Genomic DNA, 13,870 nt, shown 5'->3' on the forward strand with positions numbered 1-13,870 from the left:
GATTAGGAATTCAGCCTGGTACCGCACACCGGTCCTTGGTCACCAACCACAGAGCACAACGGCCGCTGTCGGTGTCGGTGTGGCAGGTCAGGGCAGCGGCGCTGTCCAGCGGAGGGCGGTGCCGCCAGTTGGAAGTCTGTTGATGCTGAGACTGCCGCCTGCTTGTTCGGCGCGTTTGGCGAGGTTTGCGAGGCCGCTGCGTCGGGTGATGTCGTCAGGTAAACCGATTCCGTTGTCGGTCACTTCTATGGTGACATCGTCGCCTACCTGCAATTCGACCGACACGGTGGTTGCCGAGGCATGCCGGACGACGTTGCTGACCGCTTCTCGGAGGACGGCCTCCACATCGTCGGAGAGTGGGGGTGCCAGGACGGCGACGGGTCCGGCCAATCGCACGATGGTACGCAGTCCGCTCTCGGCGGTCATGTCGATGATGATCTCGTGTAGGTGTTTGCGGTAATTCGAGGAATCCAAAGCCGTGTTACTCTGCAGGTCGAAGATGGAATGGCGAATGTCCTGCACGATCGATTGGACGTCGTCAACGGTTTCCATCAGCCGGGACTTGATTTCCGGCGCTCGTGCCCGCTGCACCGTTCCCTGGAGGGACAGTCCGACCGCGAACAGTCGCTGGATGACGTGGTCGTGCATGGCTCGCGCGATGCGGTCGCGGTCGGATAGGACGTCGAGTTCCCGCATCCGGCGTTGGGTGTGGGCCAGTTGCAGTGCTAGTGCGGCTTGGTCGGCGAATGCGGCCATCATGGACTGCGCGGAGGTGTCGAGGGCTGGAGTGTTGGCGGGTCGGACGGTGGTGAGCACACCGAGGACGGATTGCCCGGCCCGCAGCGGAAGAATCAGCGCTGGACCGAGCTGGGTAGTCGAGCCGGAGAGTCGGAAGGAGGACAACTTGTCGACTGCGATCATGCGTCCATTTCGGAAGGCTTCACCGGTTTGGGATTGTTCGAGTGGTATCCGCTGTCCGGTGAGCTCTCCGCAGCCCTTGCCTGCGGCGGCGACCACGATCAGTTCGGTCACATCGTCGTGCGGGATGTCGGGGTCTTCGGGCAGGGCAAGGCATGTGCATGCGGATTCGGTGAGTGTGAGTGCTCGCTCGGCGACAAGATCGAGGACTTCGCTCGGATCGCCACCGGCCAGTAGTTCGGTGGCGACGTCACGGGTCGCTTCGAGCCATTTCTGCCGTAGGCAGGACTGCTCGTAGAGCCGGGCATTCTCGATGGCGATCCCAGCAGCTGCGGCGAGGGCTTGTACGACGATCTCGTCGTCTTCGGTGAACTCTTGGCCTCCCGATTTCTCAGTGAGGTAGAGGTTGCCGAAGACTTCGCCGCGGACTTGTACGGGCACCCCGAGGAAGGTGTGCATAGGTGGATGATGTGGAGGGAAGCCGACCGAGGATGGGTGGTCTGAAAGGTTAGCCAGTCGGATGGGTTCGGGTTGCTGGATGAGCAGGCCGAGCACTCCGTGGCCGCGCGGCAGGTCTCCGATCAACACACGAGTGCGGTCATCGATGCCCTCGTAGACGAACTCGGCGAGTTGATTGCTTGTCTTGTCGGTCGCTCTGACCCCGAGTGCGCCGTACTCGGCATCGACGAGTTCGATGGCGGCGTGCACGATGGCGCGCAGTGTGTTGTCGAGGTCGAGGCCGGCGGTGATCACCAGCATGGCCTCGATGAGCCGGTCCATTCGGTCGCGGACGTCGACGATCAGCGCGATCCGCTCTTGAACTTCGATCAGCAGCTCGTGGAGTCGCAGTTGAGACAGCGTTTCGGTGACCGGTGTCCGGCCATTCGGGTGTGTCCCGGACGGCTGTCGTTCCATACCTGACATTCTTCCACGATCGATGCCGTGGAAGTCGCCGAGCCGATGGAATCGACCCGTGGTATCTCGGTCTTTACCGATTGGTTGAGCTTCGAGGCCAGCACCGCCGCTCGAGCACGTCGTTCGACCCCGAGCTTGGTCAGCAGTCGCTACACGTAGTTCCTGACCGTCTTCTCGGTCAGGTAATTCGGGCGGCGATTTGCCAGTTGGTCAGCCCTTCGCCGAGCAAGGCGAGCAGCGGTCTCTCCTGGTCGGTGCGGCCGGCCAGCGGCCACTACGGAGCAATTCGGTTGGGCACGCCGGAGTTCAACTTTGAACCGGTAACCGAGGTTCCTGGCGAGGTCGGGTCGCTTGTCAGCGGCTGTTGTGCCACTTCTTCGCCGATCTGCCAGGCACGGAAGGCATCGGCCACCGTGTCTTCGAGTGGTCGGTCGGTGTCCAGCGGAATCGCGTCGGGCCAGGGCGCAGCCGAGGCAGACATTGCCTCCGCGATCTCGGCTGTTGCATCCGAGGAGCAGTCTCGTCGTTGTCGAATCCGGCGGTTTGCCAGCTCGCGCGGGCAGTAGCACTGCACTTGCACAAGATCGGCGGACACCTCGTCGGCCAATGCTGTGGCACGGTGACGTTCCGCTGCGTCGATCCAGCTCGCGTCGAGGACCACCGACACCCGGTCACCAGCAGTGGCCTGGCCCGGGTGAGCAACTCGGAATAGACGTGGGTCTTCTCGGCGGGGGAGTACAGGCCGACACCGTAGGTACCGACCTGCCCCCTCACCTCCTCGGCTGCGGCCAGTTCCTTGCGCACCTGGTCGCTGGCCAGCAGCGTCGACCCCGTCGTAGCCGAAAGATGTTCGGCAACAGTCGATTTACCGGTCCCTGGGAGGCCGCCGATCAGAGTGAGACGGACCGCCGCGCGCTGCGAACGACGGTCGGCGATCTCGAGGTGGCGACGGCTGTGCCCGCGGGCGGCATCCTCGCCCTGCCCGAAACGGATGACGCTAACCTTCGCGCGCACCAGGGCGCGGTAGGCCGTGTAGTGGTCGACCAGCGACGTCGGTGCTGAGTCCCCGGTAGCCCGGAGATAGTCGGCCAGCAGACTCTCACTCAGGTGGCGATGTCCGAGGAACTCCAGGTCCATGGCGAGGAACGCGATGTCGTCGACACAGTCGACATAGCGAAGCCGATCGTCGAAGTCCAGACAGTCCAGGATGCGGAAGCCGTCGGGGAGGTCGAAGATATCCTCGGCGAGCAGATCGCCATGCCCATCGACGATGCGGCCCTCGGCGATCCGTCGCGCCAGCAACGGCTCCCGGCCGTCGAGGTAGCGCATGGCCCGCGCCTCGATCCGTGCAAGCAGGGCGGGGTCGACCACCTCCGCGGGCTGCTCTCGGAGCGGGTGCAGGAGTGTCTGCCATCGGCTTCGCAGCGCGGCCGGGTGCCGGACCGATCGATCTCGGGGCCGCGACGAGCCGAGCGGTGGAACTGGGCAAGCACCCGTACCAGCGCAGACAGCTCCGAGCTACGCCGCCCCACGGTGTCGGCAAGCACATTGGACAATTTGCGGTCCTTGGGCATCCGCCGCATGACGAGCACCGGCTCGGCGGGCCCGCCCAGCGGGTCGCTCAGGTGGCCGACGCCGAGATAGACGTCCGGCGCCATGCGGCGATTGAGTTCGAGTTCGCGCGCACAGGCTTGCTCGCGCAGCGCTGGTGTGCCGAAGTCGAGGAAGTCGGTGGTGATCGGCTTCTTCGCCTTGTAGGCGCGCTCGCCGCACAGCACGACGATCCCGGTGTGTGTTTCGCGCAACTGAGCGCGCGCGTCGATGGCGGTCGTCATCACGTCGAGCAGGCCGTCAGGATGGCACATTCAACGTCATACCCGCTGTGGCGCCGCCGTCGAGGACGAACTCCGACCCGGTCGAGAACGTTGCCTCGGTGACGATGAATCCGACCATCGCGGCGACCTCCTCCGGCTCACCGAAGCGCGGAAGCGGCTGGCCCGCGGCCACGCTCGCATCGAGGTCGGCGGTCATCGGCGTATGGATCGGGCCGGGGTGCACCGAACAGACACGCACGCCCGCCCCGCCGAGTTCGATCGCGGCGGCCTTCGTCAGGCCCCGCAAACCCCACTTGCTGGCTACGTAGCCCGCAACCCCCGAATATCCCGTCAGACCCGCAGTCGAAGAGATGTTGACGATGACGCCGCCGCCAGCCACGCGCAGTCGCGGCGCGGCCAGACGCATACCGAGCCAGGCTCCGAACAGGTTGACGTCGATAACGTGCCGGAACATCGCGGGCGACTCGTTCTCGACGCCGCCGAAATCGACGATGCCCGCGTTGTTGATCACCACGGCCAACGGCCCGAACGTAGCCTCGGCGTCGTCGAGCACCCGCCTCCATTGGACTTCATCAGTGACGTCAAGGCGCCGGAATATCGCCGACGAGCCCAGCGCGCCCGCAATGGTCTCACCCTCTTGATCGAGAATGTCGGCCACGACAACGCCGACTCCGGACTTCGCGAGTGTGCACGCTATAGCGGCTCCGATGCCGCGTGCCGCACCCGTGACGACGGCGCTGCGCCCATGGAGATCGAATCCAGTGAGACCGGACATGGTGACCAGGTCCTTTCGCTGTGGCTGATGCTCTCAGACTTCCGCATCGGCCCGGCCTGGCGTGATGGCCGAAGGTCCTTGATCGGCAGGTACTTGGCTTCGATCTCGCCCACAAGTCGCAGCCGGTCACAGGCGCCCGAAGTCCTGCCAGGAGAGGCCGTCTTGCCCTTACCGGTGTGGCGTGCCGGTGGCAGCGTTGATCGAAACGAATGGAGGACGACATGGACCACGGACTGCCCGATGACAACACCGTCAAGACAGCGCTGGCGCTCGCGGTGCGGGCGCCGTCGGTACACAACGTTCAGCCATGGCGGTGGCGGATCGCGCACCGATCCGTGCACCTCTACCTGGATCCGGCTCGGGCGCTACCATCCACGGATCCCGATACACGCGATCTGGTGCTGAGCTGTGGTGCCGCACTGCACCACCTGAGTGTCGCCTTCGCGGCGCTGGGCTGGTCGGCGCTAGTGCATCGGCTGCCGAATCCGGCAGAACCGAATCACCTGGCAGCGATGGAGCTGGTGCGGCATCGGCCGACTCCGCTGGACGTTGCGCTGAGCACCGTTATTTCGCACCGGCGGACGGACCGCAGACACTACAGCTCATGGCCGATCCCGCCCGGGTACCTCGGGCTGGTTACCGAGCGCGCGACAGCACTCGGCGCGATCTTGCGGCAGGCTTCCGATCTGTCCCGCGACCACTTGATCGAGGCCATACGTGAGGCTGCGAGCAGGCATGCGGCGGATCCGGACTACCGGTTCGAGCTGGCCACCTGGAGTGGAAAACACAGCACCGAGGAGGGTGTTCCGGCCAGGAACACCCCGAGTCCGCGCGCGGAGGACGAACTGCCCGCACGGGAGTTCGCGGCGCCGCAGCTCATCGATACCGCGCAGGAGCCCGACTACGCGGAACTGCTCGTGCTCGGTACCTCGGCCGATGACCGTTTGTCCCGGTTGCGTGCGGGAGAGGCGATGAGCGCGGTCCTGCTGACCGCCATCAATGTCGGCTTGGCGACCTGCCCGCTGACCGAGCCCCTGGAAATCCCGGAGGTGCGCCGCAAGGTCCGCCTGGGCGTGCTCGACGACAACGCCTACCCCCAAGTGGTCATCCGGATAGGTTGGGCGCCGACCAGCGCTCCGCCGCTACAGGCCACCCCCCGCCGTGCGGTCGAGGACGTGGTGGATTCATTCGAGACGGCCGATCGGCACTGACCGAGATCGGCCTTGGTGAGTTCTGTATCTTCCGATATCTGTGCGGTTGCCGTACTGGATTGGGCAAGCATCATTCAACTGCGGGCGGGTGCTTCGCGACAGTCTCCATAGCGGCGACGAGAGCTGCGCGGGCTTCCAACGCGATCGGTTGGAGCCCGGTCGTTCCGGACTGCCGTACCAGTATTTCCGGGTCCGCCGCCTCGATGACGGTAGTGTCGCCGACGGCGCGCACCACGATGTTGCACGGGAGCAGCAGGCCGATCCGCCGGTCGATCTCCAGCGCGCGATGGGCCAGTGACGGGTTGCAGGCGCCGAGGATCACGTAGTCCTCCATCGACACTGTGAGCTTCGCGCGCAATGTGGAGCGCACATCGATTTCGGTCAGTACGCCGAAACCCTGTTCGGCCAGTACATCGTGCAGGATTTGCACGGCGTCGTCGACGGGCACGGTGACTCGCGCGGTCAGATCGGCAGGCGCGACCGGGACGCGGATTTCGGTCAGCAGATCGTGGGGCACCACCGCCTCGTCGAGGGTGACCAGGTACACCTCGGTTGGTGGTCCCACCGGACGGAACGTCGAGTAGCGCAGCCAGTCGTCGATCGCGCGGTAGGCGGCTCCGATTCCGTGGTAGTCGCCGTGATGGACGGTCTGCGCGTACAGGCCGGGCTCGATGCGTCGCACCGTCGCCTCTTCGGTGCCGAGCGGTCCTGTGCCGACCGGCAGCCTGAAGTCGACGTCGGTCGACGTGCCCGGGCCGAATCCACCGCGGTAGGTCGTCGACGGAGGCCCGAACTGCGCCATCCCTAAAGTGGTGGCCAAGCGGTAGAGCGCCTGCATCCCGCTGCCGATGTCGTCGCCGGCATGGTCGGCACGCACGGTGCGGCGCAGTTCCAGGACCGTGTGCGGCACCGATTCGACAACCGTCACTGGGTACGACATGACCCTGCTCCTTCGCCGATCAGACCCGATGCGCGACGCGGTCGAGTTCGGTGTGCGCGAGGCGTTCAGCCCAGGCACGGGCGCGGTCCAGTTCACCCGTGGCGACCGGTCCAGTAATACCATCGACCAGGAAGTCAGCCGGATCGTCAGCGAGCTGATAACCCAAATGCCGTAGGCGTCTGCCGGCGGCGCGCGCCGCCGACCCGGGCAGCCAGGGCGGGCTCCCGACTTTGGTACCGAAAGCAACGGCCCTGCTGCCCTCGGGGACCGGCAGCGCGGCGTCGAGCCACTCCCGAATACCGATGTCGACCGCGATCGGCGCGTCGGTTCGCTCGGCGGCGTCCTGCCGGGTTCGTTTCCTGCTCAGCCCGAAGGCGTGGGTCGGTCCGCCGACCACGAGCAGATCCACCGACGGCTCGGGTATTTCCGCCGCGGCACACACGTTCAGCAGCTCGACTGTCGCGTGCTTACGCATTCCTTGCGCGATGGCCTCGGCGACGGCGGCGGTGTTGCCGAACATCGATTCATAGACGACCCGTGCTCGCATTGCGGTCTCCTTGATACTGCCTGCCGCTGTCTTGGGGAAGCTGTGTGAGCAACGACGCTACGGTCAGTCGCGCGCCTCCAACAGTGCCGAACCGACGTGGGCAGAGGGACCTTGGTCCGTATATCCGGCGTGCAGTGGGATTAGCGAGTACAGCCACCATGACGCCGCCTGCCGCGAAACGGCCATGCCGGGATGTCATGGGGCCAAAGGTCATGACAACAGGTGACACGATGCACTGCCAGGGAATTTCTCGACGGTGAACCATAAAGACGGGCTTGCACAGACAAGAAGGGAGCAAGTCGTGAACGCATTCGGAATGATCGTTCTCCTCGGACTCGCGGCGTTGGTCGTTACCCGGTTCGCGGTTCGCTATCTCGAGAAGGCGCGCGAATTCCTCGCGATCACCTTGGTCGTCCTCGGGATCGCGGCGGCGTGGATAGCCGACTTCGATCTATTTGCGGCCTTGGATCTGCCGATCCGCAATCACGCGCTCGGCCTCGTGTTCACCGGCCTCATCATCGCCGGCACCGGCTACTTCTGGCAGCCTGTCCTCGGATTCTTCGAGGGGCTGGCCCGCAAGCAGGCGGACGAGGCCGAAACGTTGGAGAAGAGTCAGAACCTACGTCGAGTAGCCTGACCGGACCGATGCAGCACACCTGCCCAGACCGCGGCGTCGAAGTTCGAACAGGGGGCTGCCGATGATCTGGGCACATCGAAGAGGCCGGAGCGGCACGAACACTGCGGATGCTCCGAAAACCCGGGGGACAAAGGGATTTCGTGAGATCGCGCTGGTGTCGGTGATCGGTTTACTGGGCGTAGCCGGGCTGGTGGTGCGTCCGTTCAACGCGAACGCCGCCGAAGTGCCGTGGCTGGCCGCGACCGTCGTCGCACTCGTCCCGGCCGCGATCTGGGTCGTACGCGATCTTCGGCGTGGCCGCTATGGCGCCGATCTCCTGGCTTTGATCGCGCTGGTCGGCGCGGCCGCGGTCGGTGAGTACTTCGCTGGTGCGCTGATCGCCCTGATGGTGGCCACCGGCCGAGTTTTGGACGCATACGCGGGCAGGCGGGCTGGACGCGACCTGTCCGCGCTGCTGCAACGGGCCCCGGTCCAGGCACACCGGCGGCGAGGTGACCGGATCGAGACCGTCGCGGCCACCGAGATCGGGCGCGGCGACACCGTGGTCGTGCTACCGGGCGAGACCGTACCAGTCGACGGAACACTGGCGACAGCGGGCGTATTCGACGAATCGGCGTTGACCGGGGAATCCATACCGATGGCTCGCCGCGCGGGCGCCCTGGTTCGCAGCGGAGTGGTCAACGCCGGTGCGACGGCGGACATCAAAGCTGGCGCCACGGTCGAGAACAGCACCTATGCCGGCATCGTCGCACTGGCGGAGCAGGCAGCCGCCGCGACGGCTCCGGTGGCGCGGCTGGCCGATCGGGTAGCGGTGTGGTTCCTGCCTCTCGCGTTGGTCGTCGCGGGCGCGGCCTGGGTGCTGGCTCGGGATCCGGTGCGGGCGGTCGCTGTCGTCGTCACCGCTACTCCGTGCCCGCTGCTGCTGGCGGTGCCGGTAGCCATCACGGCGGGAATGTCGCGCATGGCCAGGGCCGGCGTGGTGGTCAAGAACGGCGCCGCGCTGGAAATCCTTGGTCGTGCACGGTGTCTGGCGATGGACAAGACCGGCACCGTCACTGTCGGGCGTCCGGAGGTGATCGACATCCTGACCGCGCCGGACATCGACGAGGATCAGGCGCTGCGCCGGGCGGCCGCGGTCGAGCAGTTCTCGCCACACGTGCTCGCTCGCGCGGTAACTCGGGCCGCCGAGCTGCATGGGCTGGCACCCGCTACCGCGGAACAGGTTTCGGAGGAGCCCGGTCAGGGCGCGACCGGTATGGTCGACGGGCATCGGGTGCGTGTCGGGCGGCTGCCCGCGCACACCGAGCCTGCGCCGTGGGCGGAGGCGGTGCTGCGGCGAGCCAGGCTCGACCTCGCGGGCGTGATCTGGGTTTCGATCGACGCAGTGCCCGTCGCTGCGCTGCTGGTGCGTGATCGCCTGCGGGCCGACGCCGCCCGCACCATGCGCCGGTTGCGAGCAGCGGGGCTGTCGCGGCTGCTGCTGCTCACCGGAGACCGGGTGGACAATGCCACCGAGGTGGCACGGATGCTGGGTCTGACCGAGGTGCTCGCCGACGCAGACCCCGCCGGCAAGATCGCCGCCATTCGCGCCGAACGCCGCCATGGCGTGACCGCGATGGTCGGGGACGGGGTGAACGACGCGCCCGCACTGGCTGCCGCGGACGTCGGCATCGCACTGGGTTCGCGCGGGTCGACCGCCGCGGTTCAAGCGGCCGACGCGGTGATCGTGGACGATCGCATCGATCGGCTGGCCGACGCTGTCGACATCGCCCAGCGCGCACGTCGGCTGGCCGTGCAGAGTGCGGTCGCAGGCATGACGCTGTCACTGCTGGCGATGATCGCCGCCGCGTTCGGTCTGCTCGAGCCCGCAGTGGGTGCCTTGGTGCAGGAAGGTATCGACGTCGCGGTGATCGTGAACGCAATGCGCGCCCTGCGGACCGGACCCGGTCGCCGTACCGGCGCGATTGATCCGCTGGTGGCGCGGTTCGCCCGCGAGCACGAAAGGCTGCACGCCGCGCGCGCTTCGGTCCGGCGTGCCGCCGACTTGTTGGCATCCGGTCCTGGCCCGAGTGCCGATGCTGCGGTTCAGCAGGCGCTGGAGTTGCTTATCGAGCGCGTGCTGCCGCATGAGCATGCCGAGGAGTCGCAACTGTATCCCGCGCTGACCGACTACCTGCGGGACCCGGAAGCGATGGTGACGATGAGCCGCGAACACACCGAAATAGAGCGGCTGGCCGATCGGATCCGCCGCCACCTCAACGATTCACCCGACGGTATCCGCGAGGATCAGATCGACGATCTGCGTGCGACGCTGTACGGCCTCGACGCGATTCTCACCCTGCACTTCGCGCAGGAAGACGAGGCGTTGTTCACCTTGGCGCACGCACCGATCGACAGCGCTGTGGATGCACGGTGATCGGGCCACAGCTGTGCACATCTCTCGCGCAGGGATTTTTTAGTGCCGGCTGGTCGGTTCGAGTGATTCCAGCGCGGCGGGGACCCCGCCGGGTACGGTCGGCGGCGCTCCTCGAAGACAGTAGGCAGCATCACGGTCACCAATCTCGTTGAGCTGGGCGTGTATTCAGTGATCGGCGTGATTCCGCCACCGCAGGTGACGGGCGGCTGATCGCGGTCGTCGTCCTGCTGGTCCGGCTCACGCTGCGCGCCGACCGCACCCCGCCTCACCCCACGCCGCCGACCCCCGAATGGCTCCTCCAGGAGCGTTTCGCGCGGGGCGAGATCGATGAAAAGGAGTTCGCCAGCCGACTGGCCACGCTGCGCAGACATGTCGGACCGCAGGCATAGCCTCCCTGAACGACTGCCGACAACACGCCGAGGTGAGGCTCCGGCGCGGACGGAGTCACGCAGCGGTGACGTTCAGTACCTGCGGTCATGTGTTCGAGGGACTTCCGACACTGATGTGATCGGTGTGCGTCGTTGCCTTGACCCGACCCGACCCGCCTGCCGTTGGCTTGTGTCAGAGCGGGAGTGATCCAGCGTCGTAAGAGGCAGTGGATCGCTCGATTGGTGTGGGCTGGCCCCGGCCCATCGACGCGGTCTCACGACTGTCCGGAGTACAAGCGGACCGCGGTGACGCCTGCGCCGAGCCGACCGGACAGAAGAATGAAGCCGCTTCCTGTTTACCACCGCGAACAGTGTGCCGCCGTAGAGTTCGCCTTCGAAGAGGCTTGGCTGCGCAAGATTTCGATCATGGCCCGTTCGGCTCCGCCTTGACTGTCGTGCGGATCTTGTCGCCAGAACCGTCGATCGCCGGCGGCGGCGACCAGACATCGGTGCGCGTAGGATCCAGGACCTCGACACCGAACGCGACATGTGCAGAATCCCGAGACGACCAGCGGACATCGCATCGAATGCCGAGTAGCTTTCCCTTGATCTCATTGGCTCGGAAGCCAGCGTGCTGGGCGGTGTCCATCGTCCATATCGGTAATTGTGCTCGGTGCCGGTCGACAGCAACCGATTACGAAGACCCTTATGCCGAGGCCCTTCGTCCTCCGCCCGGCTCGTAGCCTTTCCAACCCAGCTAGGGGATGGTGTGGCGGATCGTCGACCGCGTGTGCGGCAATGACGTGTATGTGGTGCAGCCGAACTCGCTACCGGTCGGCGACCACCTCGTCGAACCCGCTGGTGCTCGACTGATCTGTGCCGTCTCGGGCTTCTACGCCGGAACGCAGCTGCCGAAACCGGCGCGTCGCCCGCTGAGACCAGCCGAAGCTATCTAGAGTCATCTGCTATGAGTCCGAGTGTCAGCGGCCAGTTGGAATTCCCCACTCACGGCCACTTAGCGGGGAGCTATCTGGCCGCCGGGGCTAGCAAGTAGCTAACGATCGGGCGACGGAAGCTGGCGAAATGCGGCATGAGCGCGCGTTCGGTGCACCCGCGTGGCGTTCATGTGCGGCGACGTCGACGACCGGATTTGTGGAGTCCGGGCCTCAGACCGACCCGTGGGGATAAGTGAGATCGTAAGCGCGGGAAAGTTTCTTGGGGACGACCATGCGCCATGCATCGACGACGAGTTCACCGGCCTCGGTCGGGTCCAGGGCCGCGAGGTCGGACTCGATCCAGTTGAAGCGCATGTCCGATGCCGATGGCATCTGAAACTTGTGCGGCTCGCTCGCGATGAGCGCCGCTCGCTCCTCCCTGGGGAACGCGAAGCCCATCACGGTCTCATCGAGGGAGAACGCCACGTAGACGATTTGCTTGACGCGGAACTTCAGCCTGCCACGTACATAGACCTGGTACGAGCGTTCCAACTCGGCCCCCAGTGGGCTGACGTCTTCGATCACCGCCATGGTCGGACTCCTTCGGTTCCGCGTGAATGCGCCCTCAGGTACTGGTGCCCGCCATCGCCGCTGCGGCGCACACGATTTCGCCACGTCGGCAGGTCAGTCATGTCTGGACTCCTGTCTTTTCGGTCTATCCAGAAGCTTCTACGAGGGAGCCACCCGAAATTCATCGGTGCAGTCGAGGTCATGTACACGCTCCTGCGGACGCCCTGTACTCGGCATGATGGTGCGATCGGCCAGCATCGGATGCGCACTACTGCTCGTTGATCTTCCGCGGTGCCGCGCTGGCCGGTTCGGTCAGCGCGATCAGCGGCATTATGGTGCGTTCCGCCGGCTCAGGATGCCTACCAGCCGGGCGGTTACAGGCGAGCATGGCGGCGGCGACCTGGTCGGCCGCGGCGTGCCGGAGGGCGGTACCCATGTCGTCGAGGACGAGCAGTCGCGCCCCAGGGATTTCGGCGGCGAGGACCTCGCCGTTGCCGACCGGGAAGAACGGGTCGGCGCGACCGTGCACCACCAGCGTGGGCACGTCGAGCTCACCGAGCCGCTCCCGCCATCTCGGGGCGCAGTCGATCCGGGAGAACACCATCCCGAGCTGGTTCGCCTGGTGCACCGCGGGATCGCTCGACGGCGTCCGGTCCCAGATTCGGGCCGCCGTCGCCCGCGCCTCCTCCGGAGCGTCGCCCATCGGCTCGGCACCCTCGGCGGCGAACGCCGCGACGGCATCCCGGTTGGTCCAGTCCGGCAGCGGGTGGGAGAACAGCGCGACCATGACCGCGGGGTCGTGGTCCGGTAGGTCCTCGTCGACCGGGCCCGGCGCCACCGGCCGGGTGCCGACGAGGGTCAGTGCGGAGAACACGTCCGGGTAGTCCAGCGCGGCGACCTGAGCGATCATCCCGCCGACGCCGACCCCACCGAGATGGGCGGTCCCAGCACCGAGCACCCCGACCAGCGCGGCCGCGTCGGCGACGAGATCCCGCAAGTCGTACGCCGGATTCTCCGGGTCGAGGGTCGTCGACGCGCCGGAGTCACGCAGGTCGTAGCGGACCACGCGCCGCCCGCCCGACGCGAGCCGCTCGCACAGCGCGTCGGGCCAGGACAGCATCGTCGTGCCGCCGACCAGCAGGACAAGCGGATCGTCCTCGCGGCCGAAGCTCTCGATGCCCAGATCCACACCGTTCGCCCGTACTGAGGTCATGCCCAATCGAAACGGTCTCGTCATGCCTGGACTCCTGTCTGTCGGTATACCCAACGGTATCGACGACAGATTCACCCGAAAATCATCGGCGTAGCCGAGATCGTGTTCACGCTCACCCAATCACCCGGAATCGGCATTACCGCGCGTTCAAAATATTTGCCGACAATGTGCCCGACTATGCGAACTGGCCGCCTACGGGGACTCGCATCTGGCCGTCCGCGGGGAATTTTCATTGGCCGCTGTCATCCGAGCCGAGAGTGTGGAAGGCGCACGCATGGATTCCGCTGCGGTCGGGCGGTTCACCTCTGCTGCGGGTAACGACCCGGACAGCCCGACCACGCTTATTTGCGGCGGCTCCAACCCTCAGCATTCCTGACCGCTGAAAAGAGACCGTGGGTGAGGTGGACCGTGGGCTGGAGCACAAGAGGTCCAGATGGTGCCCGGCGCCGCGGCCGAGCAGCGCAGCCGCGGATGCGACGGCCGCGCCTAGTGAAACCGAGCTTTGGGTGACCGATGAGACAGCTCAGCCGCCGCAATCCGGTGTTTCGACGATGCCGATGCCGCTGGGTTCGACGGCGTCGTGCCGCGGC

At 66.1% G+C, this 13,870-nt stretch carries 10 protein-coding genes and 2 pseudogenes; 3 read left to right on the plus strand and 9 right to left on the minus strand.

Annotated features, from left to right (window positions below; genetic code table 11):
- Positions 1 to 87 precede the first annotated feature (87 nt).
- From OH799_RS07350 to OH799_RS07370, 5 genes and pseudogenes are all read right to left on the minus strand, one after another.
- Positions 88 to 1,842, minus strand: a complete 1,755-nt coding sequence (locus tag OH799_RS07350; RefSeq protein WP_406276997.1) for a GAF domain-containing protein — start codon at positions 1,840 to 1,842, stop codon at positions 88 to 90.
- A gap of 71 nt (positions 1,843 to 1,913) precedes the next feature.
- Positions 1,914 to 2,104, minus strand: a pseudogene (locus OH799_RS07355) (helix-turn-helix transcriptional regulator); the annotation flags it as partial.
- Between the two features lie 3 nt (positions 2,105 to 2,107).
- On the minus strand, positions 2,108 to 2,500 hold the full coding sequence (locus OH799_RS07360) for an AAA family ATPase (RefSeq protein WP_406281882.1): 393 nt from the start codon (positions 2,498 to 2,500) through the stop codon (positions 2,108 to 2,110).
- 128 nt (positions 2,501 to 2,628) lie between these two features.
- Positions 2,629 to 3,162, minus strand: a pseudogene (locus OH799_RS07365) (hypothetical protein); the annotation flags it as partial.
- 522 nt (positions 3,163 to 3,684) lie between these two features.
- Positions 3,685 to 4,443: an SDR family oxidoreductase gene (locus OH799_RS07370; RefSeq protein ID WP_406277000.1), complete on the minus strand. Its 759-nt coding sequence runs from the start codon at positions 4,441 to 4,443 to the stop codon at positions 3,685 to 3,687.
- Between the two features lie 221 nt (positions 4,444 to 4,664).
- On the opposite strand from OH799_RS07370, the gene OH799_RS07375 reads away from it, so the two are divergent.
- A complete protein-coding gene (locus OH799_RS07375; protein WP_406277002.1) occupies positions 4,665 to 5,654 on the plus strand; it encodes an Acg family FMN-binding oxidoreductase in 990 nt (329 codons plus the stop codon).
- Between the two features lie 70 nt (positions 5,655 to 5,724).
- On the opposite strand, the gene OH799_RS07380 is transcribed toward OH799_RS07375, so the two are convergent.
- Positions 5,725 to 6,594 (minus strand): DUF302 domain-containing protein, encoded by an 870-nt coding sequence (locus OH799_RS07380; protein ID WP_406277004.1) that lies wholly within the window; start codon positions 6,592 to 6,594, stop codon positions 5,725 to 5,727.
- 19 nt (positions 6,595 to 6,613) lie between these two features.
- A complete protein-coding gene (locus OH799_RS07385) occupies positions 6,614 to 7,141 on the minus strand; it encodes a flavodoxin family protein (RefSeq protein WP_406277006.1) in 528 nt (175 codons plus the stop codon).
- Between the two features lie 301 nt (positions 7,142 to 7,442).
- On the opposite strand from OH799_RS07385, the gene OH799_RS07390 reads away from it, so the two are divergent.
- Positions 7,443 to 7,778, plus strand: coding sequence for a hypothetical protein (locus tag OH799_RS07390; RefSeq protein WP_406277008.1), 336 nt, complete (start codon positions 7,443 to 7,445; stop codon positions 7,776 to 7,778).
- Positions 7,779 to 7,932: 154 nt separating this feature from the next.
- Positions 7,933 to 10,194, plus strand: coding sequence for a heavy metal translocating P-type ATPase (locus OH799_RS07395; RefSeq protein ID WP_406277010.1), 2,262 nt, complete (start codon positions 7,933 to 7,935; stop codon positions 10,192 to 10,194).
- Between the two features lie 1,534 nt (positions 10,195 to 11,728).
- Here the strand turns inward: OH799_RS07395 and OH799_RS07400 are convergent.
- Complete coding sequence (locus OH799_RS07400) at positions 11,729 to 12,088, minus strand: MmcQ/YjbR family DNA-binding protein (protein ID WP_406277013.1); 360 nt, start codon at positions 12,086 to 12,088, stop codon at positions 11,729 to 11,731.
- A 247-nt stretch (positions 12,089 to 12,335) separates the two neighbouring features.
- Positions 12,336 to 13,280, minus strand: coding sequence for an alpha/beta fold hydrolase (locus tag OH799_RS07405; RefSeq protein WP_406281885.1), 945 nt, complete (start codon positions 13,278 to 13,280; stop codon positions 12,336 to 12,338).
- Between the last annotated feature and the right edge of the window lie 590 nt (positions 13,281 to 13,870).

It is taken from the genome of Nocardia sp. NBC_00881, assembly GCF_045207455.1.
Classification (GTDB): domain Bacteria; phylum Actinomycetota; class Actinomycetes; order Mycobacteriales; family Mycobacteriaceae; genus Nocardia.